Origin of the sequence: Pseudomonas sp. PI1, assembly GCF_000812405.1 — a bacterium.
GTDB lineage: Bacteria > Pseudomonadota > Gammaproteobacteria > Pseudomonadales > Pseudomonadaceae > Pseudomonas > Pseudomonas citronellolis.
Map to the genome: position 1 here is coordinate 64,681 of NZ_JWMC01000101.1, position 15,378 is coordinate 80,058.

The 15,378-nt window shown below is 65.5% G+C and carries 17 protein-coding genes; 13 read left to right on the forward strand and 4 right to left on the reverse strand.

What is annotated here, in order from left to right; genetic code table 11:
* Window positions 1–251 precede the first annotated feature (251 nt).
* The 6 genes from RN02_RS34085 to RN02_RS30095 all read left to right on the forward strand — a co-directional run bounded on the left by RN02_RS34085 (window position 252) and on the right by RN02_RS30095 (window position 5,237).
* Window positions 252–416, forward strand: coding sequence for a hypothetical protein (locus tag RN02_RS34085; RefSeq protein WP_177331084.1), 165 nt, complete (start codon window positions 252–254; stop codon window positions 414–416).
* Complete coding sequence (locus tag RN02_RS30070; protein ID WP_043319054.1) at window positions 413–847, forward strand: hypothetical protein; 435 nt, start codon at window positions 413–415, stop codon at window positions 845–847. Before RN02_RS34085 ends, RN02_RS30070 begins: the two co-directional genes overlap by 4 nt.
* Window positions 844–1,116 (forward strand): DUF3077 domain-containing protein, encoded by a 273-nt coding sequence (locus RN02_RS30075; RefSeq protein WP_052267956.1) that lies wholly within the window; start codon window positions 844–846, stop codon window positions 1,114–1,116. The genes RN02_RS30070 and RN02_RS30075 overlap by 4 nt, the downstream gene beginning before the upstream one ends.
* Window positions 1,113–3,986 (forward strand): DUF927 domain-containing protein, encoded by a 2,874-nt coding sequence (locus RN02_RS30080; RefSeq protein WP_043319056.1) that lies wholly within the window; start codon window positions 1,113–1,115, stop codon window positions 3,984–3,986. The genes RN02_RS30075 and RN02_RS30080 overlap by 4 nt, the downstream gene beginning before the upstream one ends.
* A gap of 91 nt (window positions 3,987–4,077) precedes the next feature.
* Complete coding sequence (locus RN02_RS33615) at window positions 4,078–4,911, forward strand: hypothetical protein (protein WP_152623847.1); 834 nt, start codon at window positions 4,078–4,080, stop codon at window positions 4,909–4,911.
* Between the two features lie 53 nt (window positions 4,912–4,964).
* A complete protein-coding gene (locus RN02_RS30095; RefSeq protein ID WP_043319062.1) occupies window positions 4,965–5,237 on the forward strand; it encodes a hypothetical protein in 273 nt (90 codons plus the stop codon).
* A 797-nt stretch (window positions 5,238–6,034) separates the two neighbouring features.
* Here RN02_RS30095 and RN02_RS30100 read toward each other — a convergent pair.
* From RN02_RS30100 to RN02_RS30110, 3 genes are all read right to left on the reverse strand, one after another.
* Complete coding sequence (locus RN02_RS30100) at window positions 6,035–6,910, reverse strand: NAD(P)-dependent oxidoreductase (protein WP_043319064.1); 876 nt, start codon at window positions 6,908–6,910, stop codon at window positions 6,035–6,037.
* Between the two features lie 80 nt (window positions 6,911–6,990).
* The gene (locus RN02_RS30105) at window positions 6,991–7,230 is read right to left on the reverse strand and encodes a glutaredoxin family protein (protein ID WP_009621323.1); all 240 of its coding nucleotides are present in this window, start codon (window positions 7,228–7,230) and stop codon (window positions 6,991–6,993) included.
* A gap of 14 nt (window positions 7,231–7,244) precedes the next feature.
* Window positions 7,245–7,811, reverse strand: a complete 567-nt coding sequence (locus tag RN02_RS30110; protein ID WP_043319107.1) for a TetR/AcrR family transcriptional regulator — start codon at window positions 7,809–7,811, stop codon at window positions 7,245–7,247.
* 154 nt (window positions 7,812–7,965) lie between these two features.
* Here RN02_RS30110 and RN02_RS30115 point away from each other — a divergent pair, with 154 nt between their 5' ends.
* From RN02_RS30115 to RN02_RS30125, 3 genes are all read left to right on the forward strand, one after another.
* Complete coding sequence (locus RN02_RS30115) at window positions 7,966–8,562, forward strand: glutathione S-transferase family protein (protein WP_043319065.1); 597 nt, start codon at window positions 7,966–7,968, stop codon at window positions 8,560–8,562.
* 22 nt (window positions 8,563–8,584) lie between these two features.
* The gene (locus RN02_RS30120; RefSeq protein WP_152623848.1) at window positions 8,585–9,451 is read left to right on the forward strand and encodes an MBL fold metallo-hydrolase; all 867 of its coding nucleotides are present in this window, start codon (window positions 8,585–8,587) and stop codon (window positions 9,449–9,451) included.
* A 197-nt stretch (window positions 9,452–9,648) separates the two neighbouring features.
* Window positions 9,649–10,932, forward strand: coding sequence for an OprD family porin (locus RN02_RS30125; RefSeq protein ID WP_043319069.1), 1,284 nt, complete (start codon window positions 9,649–9,651; stop codon window positions 10,930–10,932).
* A gap of 453 nt (window positions 10,933–11,385) precedes the next feature.
* Here RN02_RS30125 and RN02_RS30130 read toward each other — a convergent pair whose 3' ends face one another.
* On the reverse strand, window positions 11,386–12,594 hold the full coding sequence (locus tag RN02_RS30130; RefSeq protein ID WP_043319071.1) for an ammonium transporter: 1,209 nt from the start codon (window positions 12,592–12,594) through the stop codon (window positions 11,386–11,388).
* Window positions 12,595–13,022: 428 nt separating this feature from the next.
* Between RN02_RS30130 and RN02_RS30135 the strand changes: the two genes are divergently transcribed.
* From RN02_RS30135 to RN02_RS30150, 4 genes are all read left to right on the forward strand, one after another.
* The gene (locus RN02_RS30135; RefSeq protein ID WP_009621315.1) at window positions 13,023–13,340 is read left to right on the forward strand and encodes a DUF883 family protein; all 318 of its coding nucleotides are present in this window, start codon (window positions 13,023–13,025) and stop codon (window positions 13,338–13,340) included.
* Between the two features lie 3 nt (window positions 13,341–13,343).
* Window positions 13,344–13,727 (forward strand): phage holin family protein, encoded by a 384-nt coding sequence (locus RN02_RS30140; RefSeq protein ID WP_009621313.1) that lies wholly within the window; start codon window positions 13,344–13,346, stop codon window positions 13,725–13,727.
* Entirely contained in the window at window positions 13,724–14,074 is a 351-nt protein-coding gene (locus RN02_RS30145) for a hypothetical protein (RefSeq protein ID WP_043319073.1), read from the forward strand. Before RN02_RS30140 ends, RN02_RS30145 begins: the two co-directional genes overlap by 4 nt.
* Window positions 14,075–14,156: 82 nt before the next feature.
* The gene (locus RN02_RS30150) at window positions 14,157–15,320 is read left to right on the forward strand and encodes an EAL domain-containing protein (protein WP_024128783.1); all 1,164 of its coding nucleotides are present in this window, start codon (window positions 14,157–14,159) and stop codon (window positions 15,318–15,320) included.
* Window positions 15,321–15,378 lie beyond the last annotated feature (58 nt).

Consider the following 15,378-nt stretch of genomic DNA (forward strand, 5'->3'; position numbering starts at 1 on the left):
CGTCACGGTAAATCCCGTGGCCGGGCGTCGCGGCCCGAATTTGAAAATGGCGCACAAGCGCCCCAAAGACCATTGCCGGCGCTTTTTTTGTGCCTGCAATGCCGCTCTATGGTGGTGGCCGTGCGTGGGACACCTTCGGGTGTGCCGGGTTCTCCATTTTCCCCGGTCCGCGAACCTGCGCACGGCTGCCACCTCCCATCGCGTCGCGGCGATTCGTGGCAGCTCCATCGTTGAAAAATGGAGTTCCACCCATGAAGCACTCGCACGCCCTCAATCCGTCCGCACGCGCCGCCGCACACAAGGCAATGGCCTTGGCTGCCCTCCGTGCAAACTCCAGCCTGACCACCCGCCTCGCTCGGTACAACCACCACATGGCCCAGGCCCGCAGCCTGGAGCTGGTCGGGGGTGCGCAATGAGCATCACCCTCCAAGATATGCGCGATGCGACCGATCAGCTCTGCGCCGCGCGGTGTGTCATGGGTCGGCTCCGTGACCTGTTCGCAGCCATCAGTAAGCTGGGCAGCGATGATGCCGCCGCCCTGGCGCTGATCGGTAAGGGCATGGCAGATGAGTGGGACAACGTTCTGGATGTAGCCGTTGAGGACTTCGGATCGCGGCTGAAATCCCCAACCGTTTCGGCAGTTGGTGGCCGCTCGAGGGGTGACGCTTACGACGACGCCACCCTGGCCCTGGAGCGGGCACAGGTGCTGGTGTGTCTCTTGATGAGCGCACCCGTGAACGGTGTGGCGCCGGGCGTGCAGCAAAGGTCCATCGCTCATATCCACGAAGCACTGTGTGATGCAAAGGACGCCGTGTCGCTCGCCCACTACCAAGGGGGTGCGCAATGAGCCTCCGCAATCGCGCCATCACCAAGCGAGTTGGCTGCTTCTCCACCGACGGGGCGCCGATGTTCTCGGTCAATCCAGGGCTCTCGGCCGTCGCCGCCCTGGAGCTGGCCTCCTGCTTCCTGGCCACAATCAGCGGCCTGAGCGGAACTATCGGCGAGGAAGGTGGTGATACGTCGGAGGCGTATGCGGCCCACTACCTGGCGGATATGGCCAAGGCCCTGGTTGACTCCGCTACCGAAGGGTTGCTCAAAGCGGGGCAAAGCCAATGACGAAGCCTCGCAACGACAAGCCCAGGCACCCGACCTTCGCCGAGGTTAAGCGCGCTGCCCTGCAGGCAATCGAGCGAGTTCTCGCTCGCTGGCTTCCGGGTGGCAAGCGCGTCGACGGCAACAAGGAGTACACCGCCCCCAACCCGACCCGCGCGGACAAACATGCCGGATCGCTCAAGGTGAATATGGCAAAAGGCACCTGGGCCGATTTCGCCACGGGCGACAAGGGCGGCGACCTGATTGACTTGGTGCAGTACGTGGAAGGCTGCAGCCAGGTAGATGCGTGCAACAAGCTGGCTGATTTTCTGAGCATCACTGCCAGCAGTGGGGCGGCGCCGGCCGAGCCCGCCAGAGCCAAGCCACCGGAGTGGACTCCTGTCCAGCCGGTGCCCGCTGACGCAATGCAGAAGGTGCCCACCAAGCACAGGCAGCACGGTACGCCATCCGCAGTGTGGGTATACAAAGACCAGCAGGGTCAGCCCTTGATGGTGCTCTACCGCTTCGACCTGGCGCCGGACGAAGGCGGGGCGCGCCGCAAGGTCTTCGCTCCGTTGACCTGGTGTGCAGACCAAGGTGGCGCCCACCAATGGCGCTGGCAAGGCCTGGGCGAACCACGCCCGCTGCTGCACCTGGAGCAGTTGGCCGGTCGCGCAGATGCCCCGGTTGTGCTCTGCGAGGGCGAGAAGGCGGCGGACGCCGCCGCTGTGCTGTTGCCCGGCTACGTCTCCACCTGCTGGCCGAACGGGACAAACTCGTGGAAGAAGGCAGACTTCTCGCCGCTGGCTGGGCGCCATGTGCTGTGCTGGCCCGACAACGACACTCCGGGCCTCAGCTGCATGAAGGCCCTGGCCGAGCACCTGCGGCAGCTCGGCGCCGCCTCCGTGCGGACTGTTGCGATGGCGGTGCTCAGCCAGCGCCCCCACCTCGATGCCGGGGTGGCGACCTTCACCCAGGGCGGTGAGTGGGCGGAAGGTGACGACGCTGCGGACGCCATTGCCAAGGGCTGGACAGCCGCGCACCTGGCCGTCCTGGAGAGCACGGGCGAACTCTTCACGCCCGCTACGGCAGCACCCGCCGCAGCTACTCAAGCGAAGGTGAGCAAGCCCAAGAGCCCGCCAGCAGAAAAGTCGGCCCCGGCTCCGGCCGGATTCCGAGTGGCTGCGGACGGAGTGTTCTACATGGGCGAGGATGGGGAGGCGCGGCCCGTGTGCTCCCGCCTGGAAATCATGGCCAGAACGCGGGACGACAAGGGCCAGAGCTGGGGTCTACTGGTTGAGTTCGATGACCCGGACGGCGACCGCAAGCGGCTGAATATCCCTGCTCGGGCGATGGCAGGCGACTTCGGAAAGGAGGTGCTCGGACCACTGGTTGATATGGGTCTACGGCTCGCTCCGGTCCGCACGGCACGTAAAGCTCGCAACGACCTGCAAGGCTACCTGCAAGGGTATGAGAGTCAGGAGCGGGCGCGCCTAGTGACGCGCCTGGGCTGGCATGGCGATGCCTACCTGTTGCCGGATCGGCAGATCGGCCAGAGCGGTGAGCACCTGCACTTCTACGAAGCAGGGGCACAGCTACCACCCATTGGCCAAGCCGGTAACTTGGAGCAATGGCAGCGCCAGATAGGCGCTCTGTGCGTGGACAACAACCGACTGGCGTTTGTCGTGTCCGTAGCTTTCGCGGGGCCGCTGCTCCAGTTGTTGGGCGCGGAGTCGGGCGGGTTCCACCTCTACGGCGATAGCTCCGGGGGCAAAACCACGCACCTGCAAGTGGCCGCCTCAGTGTACGGGGGGCCGCGCTTGGTCCGGTCCTGGCGATCCACGGACAACGCGCTGGAGTCCATCGCAGCTGCTCACTCGGACGGGCTGCTGGTGCTTGATGAAATCGGCATGTGCGATGGGCGAATCATTGGCGAAACGGTGTACATGCTCGGCAATGGCACTGGCAAGGCGCGGGCCAATGATCGCGGCCAAGCGGGAAAGCAGGTGCAGGAATGGCGCCTGCTCTTTCTCTCCATGGGTGAGAAGACGCTCGCGCAGCACATGGCGGAGGCACACAAGGAACTCAAGGCAGGAATGGAAGTGCGGATGCTCGCCATCCCTGCGGATGCAGGCAAGGGCCTGGGCTTGTTCGAGGCTCTCCACGGTTTCGAGGATGCGGCCGCGCTGTCCGATGCCCTCAAGGCAAGGGTGGGGAAGTACTACGGAACCCCTGCCCTGGCCTTCCTGCAGGCCCTGTGTGAGCCAGGGAAACTCCGTGGCTATGTCGCGGTAGTGCGCAGCACGGTGGATAGGTTCGTAAGCGATGCCCTCCCCAGCGAGGCCAGCGGTCAGGCACAACGCGCTGCTGCGCGCTTCGCCCTGGCCGCCGCAGCCGGCGAATTGGCCACTGCGATGGACGTAACGGGCTGGCCCCCAGGAACCGCCACCGCAGCGGCCAGAGCCTGCCTATCCGCCTGGATGGATGAACGTGGTGGCGCTGGAAACCTAGAGGGTGCGGCAATCGTTGAGCGCCTCCGGCTGATGGTGGAGCGCTTCGGTGAAAGCCGGTTCACACGCTGGGAGGGTTTCGCGGCCAAAGTAGATGACCACGCGCCTCGCACGGCTGACCGGCTCGGGTTTAGACGGACCGTTACACACGGCGAAGCGGGCGGTGAGTACACCCGGGTTACTTACTACTTCCTGGCAATGGCGTGGAAGGACGAAGTGTTCAAGGGGATGAACCTCCGCACCGTCAATCGGGTGCTCCAGGCTAAGGGGATCCTTCTGCAGGGAATGGATTCGCGCGCCGCGCAGGTCGTAACGCTCCCTGGGATGGGTAGCACTCGGGCCTATGTGGTGGACAACGCCGCGCTCTTCACCGCTGCGGCCTAAGGAGAGCCACATAGCGGCTGGGGGTGCCGGCGCCTATCGGGCCTGGCCAGCCCGCAAACCGTTCGAATCCATACATTTAGGAGTACACCACATGAAACAACAGATGAAAGATCGTCAGGCAGAAAGAGCTAGCGTAGTAACCCGAATGGAGGAACTGCGCGAGCAACTGCCTGGGCTGGAACAGGCCGAAAAAGATGCACCAATCACACACAACCATCTCGGTAATGTTGTCTCCACTGTCGAGAAGCGAGTGGCAGAGGCCGCTCGCATGGAGGCCGCATCCGAGCTTGCGATGCTTGAGCGGCGACTCGATTGGCTGGACCAATGGCTCGCTCACGCGGGCCGGGTTGTCAACGCTGATGCAGAGATTGCCGCCGCGCAGAAGCTGGTTGTGGAATGTGAACAGAAGTGCAGCCGACTGAGCGGCAGCAGCCATCGTGTGCGGAAGCACGTAGAGCAAATCGAGCAGGAGCAACAGACCGCCGAGGATGCGGCAAGTCAAGGGCTGCAAAACGCCGTGCAAGCTCTCGCCAGGGCCACTGCCGATGGAGACACCCAGGCTGCGGCGGCAGCGCAATCGGCAATGCAAGGCGCCCGGGAAGCCGGCCAACATGCCAGCCAAGCCGCCGCAAACAATGCCAGCCTACTGGCAGCCCTGGTGGCAGAGGGTGAGGCGCTCCGTCAGGAATCTGAGCAGGCAGAGCAAGACCTCGCAGGGGCGCGAGCGAGGGTCAAGGCGGGGCAGCGAGCAAAGCATGGGGCTGAGTGGGATAGGCTTGCGGACGAACTCGCCAGAGTCGGCGTCAAGCTCGCAGAGCTGGATACTCGCCATCCCCTGACCCAAGTAAAAATCCCTCGCTTCGCGCCTGGCGCCGGACAGGTTGACTTCGAGAGTCTGCTGCGGACTGCTAGGGGCGCCGCGTAGTGTCCGGTGATTACCGGGCCGGAATAGCGAAGCGCCTACGCAATGGATTCGCCATGCAGAACGGCCATGCGGTTGTATGGACTGCAGTGTGTATGGCGGCCCTGAGTGAAGACCATGGGGCAGTTCGCCCCTTCTCCACCAAGGAGCACGCAGAGTGGGCCTGTCGAGTGCTGGCGGTCCACTACGCCGGCCGGGTGTATCAGGTGGTTAATCAGTTAACCGACCGACCAGTAGACTCCCAGCAGATGGAAATCTTTGAGGGGTGGGCGATGGAGGAAGTGGGCAAGTTGGAGCTTGCGGACAAATACAAAGCCTGGTCGGAGTAACTCGTTTGCTTTGCCGCTGGCGTAACCCGCCAGCGGCATTCTTATTTCAGTTGGCTACACATTCGGACCTAATTACCGTTTGTGTAAGCGAGCTGTATCTATTGTGTAGTCACGCGAAACCCTTGCGGCACTAAGCGCGCAGAGGGTCGATTACACAAACTACACAAATTACACCGAGAAAAACGAAGAACCCAACTTCACCCCCGCCCCCTGGTGCGTGTGTGCCATCAGCGAGAAGGTGCACCCCCCATGGCCTTGGCGATGGTAGCCGGGGGCCCCTGACATGACGGAGGCCATAAGGGTGATTCGAACCCTGTTCTCGCGCTAGTGCCACTCCCCCAGAGTTAGTTAACAGGTTGACAGGGTTAACTGGTTGACGGACGGCTTAGTCGTCCATCTGAGAGCATGAGAAGAATTCACCTTCACCACTCATCGGGCTAGCTCGATGGCCCCACGAATGGCCGCCAGGAAAGGGCAGCAGCCGGCACCGTGTATACCAGCATGTACACCTGCAAAATTAACAAACATACAATCATTTATGTATCAGTAACTTACAAAACAGGTTAGAACGTAGTCGCTCCCGAAAAACCCGCCTTAACCGGCGGGTTTTTTATTGCCTGCGATTTTTCCCGGCAGGCATCCCGTCGTCTGTAGCGGGCCCTGCCCGCGAATCGCGCGCAAGGCGCGCGCCTACATGCTGTCCGGGAGAGCGTAGGAGCGGATTTATCCGCGATTCCGCCGGCAAGGCCGGCGTTCATGCCATCGCGGAGGGACTCCGCTCCTACAAGTGCCTGGCTTCAGGCCTGCCCCGAACGGCGCATCGCCACCTGCGCCAGCGCCGCCCAGTCCCGTTCGCCGTCGCCCTGGGCCACCGCCTCCAGCAGGTTGTCGCGCAGCACGCTGGCGAACGGCAGCGGCACGTGGCAGCTCTGCCCCGCCGCCAGGGCCAGGCCCACGTCCTTCAGGCCGAGCACCAGGCGGAACGCCGCCGGCTCGTAGCGCTGCTCGGCGATCAACGCGCCATAGTTGCGGTACACCGGCGCGTTGAACAGGGTGCTGCCCATGATGTCCAGCAACTGCGCCGGCTCCACGCCGAAGCCCTTGGCCAGGGCCGAGGCCTCGCCCATGGCCTCGATGGCGCTGGCGATCATGAAGTTGCCGGCGATCTTCACCGCCGCCGCACTCAGGGGATCGTCGCCCAGCGGCCAGGTCTTCTGCCCCATCAGGTCCAGCAGCGGCTGCACTTCGGCGATGGCCTCGGCGGGCCCGGCGGCGAGGATGTTGAGCTTGCCGGCCGCGGCCACGTCGGTGCGGCCGAACACCGGCGCGGCGATGAAGGCGAGGTCGCGCTGGCGATGGCGCTCGGCCAGCTCGCCCACCAGGGCCACCGACAGCGTGGCCATGCTCAGGTGGATCAGCCCCGGCCGCGCCGAGTCCAGGGCACCGCTGTCGAGAAGCACCGCGCGGGTCGCGGTGTCGTCGGCGAGCATGGAAATCACCACGTCGACATCGAAGGCCGCGAGCGGATCGGCCGCTGCCAGGCCACCCAGGGCCAGCAATGGCTCCAGCGCCGCCGGCGAACGGTTCCACAGGTGCACCTGGTGGCCGCCGCGGATGAGGTTCGCGGCCATGCCGGCGCCCATGCCGCCAAGGCCGAGGAATCCGATTTTCATAGTGCTGTCTCCTACGAAAGGGTACGACAGCGCAAGACTGACACAGAGCAGCGCCAGGAGCAGAAACGTCGGAGGAAAAATCAGCAGCGCAAGAAAGCAGCTACCTGTTCGGCGTCGAACGGCCAGTTCAGCTCCGCCCCCGTGTCGCAACGACGCAGCACCGGGATGCTGAGGCCGTAGCGCTCGACCCAGTCCTCGCGGTCGGCGATGTCGACCAGTTCCACCAGCAGGCCGTGCTCGACGAAAGGCATCAGCACCGCCTCCGCCACCTCGCACAGGTGGCAGCCCAGGGTTCCGAACAGTTGGCATTCAGGGCCCATCGTCTCCTCCCCCGTCAATGGCCGGCCTGGCGCAGCAAGGTTTCCGCCACCTCGCGCGCTTCCAGGGCCTGGTCGGCCGGACCGTGCATGTGCGCCATGACCAGCACCCCTTCCAGCAAATATTGCAGCTGCCGCGCCAGCTTGCCCGGTTCGTGCACACCGAGGTCCTCCAGTTGGCGACGGAAGAACGCTTCGACGAAGCCCTTGTGCTCGGCGGCCTGGCAGTGGATCGGGTGGCCGCGGTCATGGAACTCGGCGGCCGCGTGGATGAAGGCGCAACCGCTGAAGCCATCCTCGTGCAGGTAGCCGTGCAGGTTGTCGAAGACCGCCAGGATAGCCTCGCGCGGCGCCCGCCGCGGCGCATCGCCGAAACGCCGCAAGGTGCGCGCATGGCGTTCCTCCAGGGCGGCCATGATCAGCTCGTCCTTGGACTTGAAGTGCTTGTACAGGGTCATCTTGGCCACCCCGGACTCGGCCAGGATGCGGTCGATGCCCGTGGCGTGGTAGCCCTCGCGGTAGAACAGCTCGAGGGCGGTATTGAGCAACTGCTCGCGCTTGCTGGAAGCCTTGCTGGACGTCATGGGCACCTCCTGGGCGGTCATTATGCGCGAGGCGTCGGCGCTCTTGAACCGGCGGGCACGGGATGGCCGTATTTCGAGCTTGAACTATACAGACTTGTCTGTCTAATATTTGCCGAAGCCGTTCCCGACAACGACACCCAGCAGGAACACCGCCATGAAACTGCACGACATCCCGCTCTCCGGAAATGCCTACAAGGTCCGCCTGTTCCTCAGCCTGATCGGCCAGAGCGCCGAACTGGTCAACGTCGACCTGCGCAGCGGCGTGCACAAGCGCCCCGCCTTCCTCGCCATCAACCCGCGCGGCCAGGTGCCGGCCCTGGAGGACGGCGATTTCGGCCTGGGCGACTCCCAGGCCATCCTGGTCTACCTGGCGCGCCGCTATGCCGAGCCGTCCTGGTACCCGCTGGACGCCGAGCCCCAGGGGCGCATCGCCCACTGGCTGAGCTTCGCCGCCAACGAGATCCAGCACGGGCCGGCGCAGGCGAGGGTCATCCAGTTGTTCAAGCGCCCCGGCGACCTCGGCGCAGCACAGGCCAAGGCGCGCCAGGCCCTGGAACTGCTCGACGGAGAACTATCGCGGCAACCCTGGCTGGCCCGTACGGCCGGGCCGAGCATCGCCGACATCGCGGTCTACCCCTACGTCGCCCTGGCCCCCGAAGGCGGCCTGGACACCACTGCCTACCCCCACGTGCAGGCCTGGCAGGAACGCATCCGCGCCCTCCCCGGCTACCTCCCCCTGCCCACGCTCTGAGCCGTCGAAAAGGATGCCGAACATGCGCCTCGCCAGATGCTTCCTCGCCCTGCTGCTGGGGTTGGCCAGCCTGCCCGGCCACGCCGACGGGCTACGCTTCGCCCTGGTGCGTACCTCCGGGCTCACCACCCTCGACGCCCTGACCCTGGCCGACGGCAACTGGACGCGAAAGGTGCGCGTCAACCACACAGCGCTGCTCATCCAGCACCATGCGGCCACGCTGCTGTTCGACACCGGCCTGGGCAGCCAGGCGCAGGCGCAGTTCGCCCAGGACATGCCCTGGTGGGACAAGCCGCTGTTCCGTTTCGGCGAGGTGCATCCGGTGCGCAAGCAACTGGCCGGCAGCGGCATCCGCATCGACCGCATCTACCTGTCCCATGCCCACTGGGACCATGCCTCGGCGCTGGTGGACTTCCCCGAGGTGCCGGTATGGGCGCCCTATGCGGAGATCGACTATGCCCACATCGCCACGCCGCCGGCGGTGTTCCCCAGCCAGTTCAGCGCGGCGACGCCCTGGCGGCCCTACGCGTTCTCGCCCACGCCCTTCCTGGCCTTCGACGAGAGCCTGGACCTGTTCGGCGACGGCAGCCTGGTGCTGGTGCCCATGCCCGGCCACACGCCCGGCTCGGTCGGCCTGTTCCTCACGCTGGAGGACGGCCGCCGCTTCTTCTTCAGCGGCGACACCAGTTGGCGCCTGGAAGGCTTCAGCGGCCCGCGGCAGAAATTCTGGGCCAGCAGCCGCCTGGTGGACCGCGACCGCGGGCAGACCCTGGCGCAACTGGCGAAGGTCCACGAAATGCTCCTGGCGCACCCGGAAATCACCGTGGTCCCGGCCCACGACGCGCAGGTACAGGACCGCCTCGGCTACTACCCGCACTGGGTGCAATGAAAGGCCCTCCTTTGGTGCAGGGCACAGGGGGTAGGCCAATTCCAGGCAAATCAGCGGGATAACTCGGAGAACAGCGACTAAGGTCTAAGAGTCGGAAAAAGCCTGTAATGATTTAGTAGGCAGGCTGTAACAGATCGACATGCCGGCGTAGTCCAGGCATCACCGAACTGCTCAAAGCGCTCGAGGAGACAATAACAATGAGCAAGACTCCGATCGCCCGCGCCGTGGCCATGGCCACGCTGGGTTCCACCTGCATCATCCCCGCCCTGGCTCACGCCGACTTCATCTCGGACAGCAAGGCCAGCGTCGAACTGCGCAACTTCTACTTCAACCGCGATTTCCGCACCTCCACCCCGGCCCAGCAGAGCAAGGCCGAAGAGTGGGCGCAGGGCTTCATCCTGCGCTACGAGTCCGGCTATACCGAGGGCACCATTGGCGTGGGGGTAGACGCCATCGGCATGCTCGGCCTGAAGCTGGATTCCAGCGCGGACCGCACCGGCACCGGCCTGCTGCCCAAGACCGCCAGCGGCGACGCCGCCGACGACTACAGCAAGCTGGGCATGACCGCCAAGCTGCGCTACGAGAAGAACACCCTGAAGGTCGGCACCCTGATCCCGAAACTGCCGGTCATCATGCCCAACGACAGCCGCCTGCTGCCGCAGGTGTTCCTGGGTGGCGCCTTCAACTCCACCCAGCTCGACGGCCTGACCTTCGACGCCGGCCGCCTGAACCAGACCAACCTGCGTGACTCCTCCGACTACCAGGAGATGACCATCACCGGCGGCGGCAAGAAGAACATCAGCTTCCGCACCGGCACCACCACCAACGAATTCGACTTCGCCGGCGGCACCTACGCCTGGACCAAGAACTTCAGCACCGGTTACCACTACGGCCAGCTGGAGGACTTCTACAAGCAGCACTTCCTGACCGCGACCTACGTCCTGCCGATCACCGAGGGCCAGTCGCTGAAGACCGACCTGCGCTGGGCCAAGTCCAACGACGACGGCACCAGCAACGTCGACAACAAGGCGCTCAACGCCATGTTCACCTACAGCCTGGGCTACCACGCCTTCGGCCTCGGCTACCAGAAGATGAGCGGCGACACCGGCTTCGCCTACATCAACGGCACCGATCCCTACCTGGTGAACTTCGTACAGATCAACGACTTCGCCAACAAGGACGAGAAGTCCTGGCAGGCCCGCTACGACTACAACTTCGCCGGCATCGGCATCCCCGGCCTGACCTTCATGACCCGCTACGTCAAGGGCGACAACATCGACCTGATGACCACCAGCGGTGAAGGCAAGGAATGGGAACGCGATACCGATATCGCCTACGTGTTCCAGGACGGTGCGCTGAAGGGCTTCGGCGTGAAATGGCGTAACGCGACCACTCGCAGCAACTTCAGCCGGAACTCTGCTGCCGGCAATGCCGCGGACGAGAACCGTCTGATCCTCAGCTACACCATGCCGCTCTGGTAGCGGACAGCCGCTGGGGGGCCATGCGTAGTGGCCTTCCGGCCTGGTGCCAGTGGCCTTGGTGGTAATCTTGGCCACTCATGAAAATGCCGTTTCTCTCCCTGGGAGGAACGGCATTTTTCATATGGAATGGGCCGCGCAGCCGAGAGTTGGGGAGAGGGCGCTCTTGAACCCCAACACCTGCACCAAGGCGCGCCTCAACGGATGGGTTGAGCTTGCGATACCCATGCGGTCGTGGTGATGGGTATCGCTTCGCTCAACGCCATCCTACGGGTCTTGTGCTTGCCGGAGGGCGTAGGAGCGGACCTTGTCCGCGATAGCCGGACGTATCGGCGCGTTTCGCGGATGAGATCCGCTCCTGCGCTGCCCCAGCCGCGCCGCTCCCCTGTAGGAGCGGACTCCGTCCGCGATCGGATTCACCGGCCACGCCAGATACCGCGGTGGCACGGACAGCATTCAATCGTGACTGATCGCCCCGATCTTGTGGATCGACAGGTCCGCGCCGTAGTACTCCTCCTCCTGACTCAGACGAATACCCACCACCGCCTTGATCCCGCCGTAGACCAGCAGCCCACCGACGAAAGCGATGACCACACCCAGCAAGGTACCCAGCACCTGGCTGACCAGGCTCACCCCGCCCAAACCGCCCAGCGCCTGCTGACCGAAGATGCCACAGGCAATACCGCCCCAGGCGCCGCACAGGCCGTGCAGCGGCCACACGCCGAGCACGTCGTCGAGCCTCCAGCGCGTCTGTGCCGCGGTGAACACCCAGACGAACAGCGCGCCGGCTACAAGGCCGGTAGCCAGGGCGCCCACCGGGTGCATCAGGTCGGAACCGGCGCATACCGCCACCAGCCCGGCCAGCGGGCCGTTGTGCAGGAAGCCGGGGTCGTTGCGCCCCACCAGCAACGAGGCGATGGTGCCGCCGACCATGGCCAGCAACGAGTTCACCGCCACCAGGCCGCTGGCGTGGTCCAGGGTCTGCGCGCTCATCACGTTGAAGCCGAACCAGCCGACCACCAGGATCCAGGCGCCCAGGGCCAGGAACGGGATGTTCGACGGCGCGAAGGCCACCAGCCGGCCCTCGCGGTAGCGGCCGTTGCGCGGGCCCAGCAGCAGCACCGCGACCAGCGCCAGCCAGCCGCCGAAGGCGTGCACCACGACGGAGCCGGCGAAGTCATGGAAAGGCGCGCCGAACTTCAGCGCCAGCCAGGCCTGCAGGCCATGGTTGCCGTTCCACGCCATGCCCTCGAAGAAGGGGTAGACGAAGGCCACGATCAGCGCCGTGGCGCACAGCTGCGGGGCGAATCTGGCGCGCTCGGCGATGCCCCCGGAAATGATCGCGGGGATGGCGGCGGCGAAGGTCAGCAGGAAGAAGAACTTGACCAGCGCGTAGCCGTTCTCCGCGCTCAGCTCGCTGGCCGGCTTGAGGAAATCCACGCCGTAGGCGATCCAGTAGCCGATGAAGAAATACGCCAGGCTGGACACGGCGAAGTCCGAAAGAATCTTCGACAGCGCGTTGACCTGGTTCTTCAGGCGCACCGTGCCGACCTCGAGGAAGGCGAAGCCGGCGTGCATGGCCAGCACCATCACGGCGCCCAGCAGGATGAACAGGGTGTTGGAACCGTGGATCAGGGTTTCCACGGCACTGTTGAGGTTTTCCATGAATCAGGCAGCCCCGGCTCAGACCGAAAAAGCACCAAAACAGCTCATCGCCCCGGCGTGCCGCACCAGCATGAAGCGCAGGCGCACCGATAAGGTCCACCCCACTGCTCCACACAGCACACGAGGATGCGCAGGGGCACCTCTGTTTTTTTGATTTTTCTGTTGTCTTTCATATGGTTAATGGATTTTCCGGCGGTCTTCGGACGTCCCTGAACGCCCCTCTCTGGGGCACTCGCACCGGATGACGCACCATGGCGTTGCAAGCGGCATACCATGCGTGAAACGGGCGAAGCGGCGCGGACTGGTCTTCAATGAACGGGCCTGGGCCCTGCTCTGCATCGCCGCTTCACCGGCGATTTATGGGAAACTTCCCAACGCCACGGGGCTCAGAAACCAGTGAACCCCTCGCAAACACAAGGAGCCTCACAATGCCCCGCAAGAGCACCGCGAATACCACCAAGGACGAACTGCTGGCCGAGTTCCAGGCCCTGGTGGCCGATACCGAGAAACTCCTGCAGACCTCCGCGGAACTGGCCGGCGAGGAAGCCGACGCCCTGCGCGAGCAGCTGCGCTCCGGCCTTGGCCGGGCCCGCGAACGCATCGATGCGGCGCAGAGCGCCGTGCGCGACCAGGGCCGCGCCGCGGTGGACGCCACCGAGGACTACGTCGGCGAACACCCCTGGCAGGCCGTGGGCGTGGCTGCCGGCGTCGGCTTCCTGCTCGGCCTGCTGGTCGGACGGCGCTGACCGATGAGCGACGCCACGGACGCCCCGCAACACCATGGCCCTTCCGTGCGGCGCTTCGGCGCCGCACTGCTGGGCCTGCTGCATGGCCATGTCGAACTCTTCGGCCTGGAACTGCAGGAACAGAAGAGCCGTACCCTGGCGCTGCTGCTGTTCGCCGGGCTGGCGTTGCTGTTCGCCCTGCTGCTGATACTGGGCCTGTCGCTGCTGGTGCTGGTGCTGTTCTGGGACAGCGACCGGCTGGCCGCGGTGCTCGGCCTGTGCGCCTTCTATGCGCTGGGCGGCGGGCTGTGCGCCTGGCGCCTGTACCAGTTGGTGGATGACGACAGCTCGCCGTTCAGCGCCACCCTGGAAGAACTGGCCCGCGACCGGGAGCAACTGCTGCCATGAGTGAACTGCCGCAACTCTCCCCCCGCCCCTCGCGGCGGGAACTGCGCAAGGCGGTGCTGCGCCTGCGCCTGGAAGTCCAGCGCCAGCAACTGCGCCAGGAAAGCGAGAAGCTCCTGCAGCCGCTGCGCCAGGCCCGCGACCTGGGCCAGGGCGTGCGCCAGCAGTTTAGCGGCGGCGCCTCCCTGTGGGCTGCCGGCGGCGCAGCAGCCGCGGCCGCCCTGATGCTGCGTCGCAAACGCGGCCTGGTGCGTCTGCTGCGCCTGGCCGTGGTGCTGGCGCCCCTGCTGCTCAAGCTGCGGCAGACGGCGGGCAAACCGGCGAAACCGACTGCGGACCAGGGCGGCTGAGCGCCCTGGCTGCATTCTTGCTAGGAGGCAATCCCGGGCCGGCGGCAACGCCTTCCTTTTCCTCCCACTAAGGATGTGTCCCTTGATCGACGGGCAACCGATCGCCTGCTTCCAGCCCTTCATCGATACCGCCACCGGCCTCATCGCCGGGGTCGAAGCCCTCGGCCGCATGCGCCAGGCCGACGGCCAGTTGCTCTCGGTGGGCCCGCTGTTCGTCGATCCGAAGATTCCCCCGGCCACCTTGCGCCGCCTCGACCGGCAGATCCGCGACGACGCCCTGGCGCGCCTGCCGGAAGCGCCGGCGGACTGGTTCCTCAGCCTGAACATCTCGCCACGCTGGATCAGCCGGCTGCGCCCCAACCAGCCGCTGCCCAGCCTCAAGCAACTGCAACAGCACGGCGTCGACCCGCACCGGGTGGTCTTCGAGATCACCGAGCTGGGCGGCGGCAACCAGCGCCTGCCCGAGGTGGTGGCGCGCTACCGCGACGCCGGCGCGCGCATCGCCATCGACGATTTCGGCGCCGGCTACTCCCAGCTCGACCGCGTGCTGGCGCTGCAACCGGACATCCTCAAGCTGGACATGCGCCTGTTCCAGCAGGCCGCCCGCGGCGGCCCCAGCGGCGAGGTGGTCAAGGCCCTGGCGCAGATGGCCGAGAAGACCGGCTGCTGGATCATCGCCGAAGGCGTGGAGACCGAGGCGGAACTGGACTTCGCCCTGGAATGCGGCGCGCGCTTCGTCCAGGGCTACCTGTTCGCCCGCCCGGCCCTGGACTTCCCCGCCAGCGACGCCTATCTCGACGCCTTCGGCCAGTGGCGCGACCGCTACGTGCAGCGCAAGCTGAGCGAACGCGCCCGGCTGGTGCAACTGCGCCAGCAACTGGCCGAGCTGGTCGCCAACCTGCGCCCCTGGGCCGAGGGCGGCGCGCGCCTGGCCAGCCTGCCCACGCCCGACGGCTTCCCGCGCCTGCTGCGCGTCTACCAGTGCGACCGCCACGGCACGCAGATCTCGCCCAACCTGGAATGGAACGGCCTGTTCTGGAAGGAGGACCGGCGCTACGTCGGCCACAACTGGTCTTGGCGCCCCTACTTCTACCAACTGCTCGCCGAGGGCTGGGAAGAGCGCCGGCTGACGCTGTCCAACACCTACCGCGACGCCACCTCCAACCAGTACTGCATGACCGCCGGACAGTTCATCGACCAGGGCCGCCGCCTGCTGCTGATCGACATCGACGCCGAAGGCCTGTGACAGGCCGCGATTGAGATTGCCGCGGGCAAGGGGTAGCGTTGGCGGCACCACGAGCAAT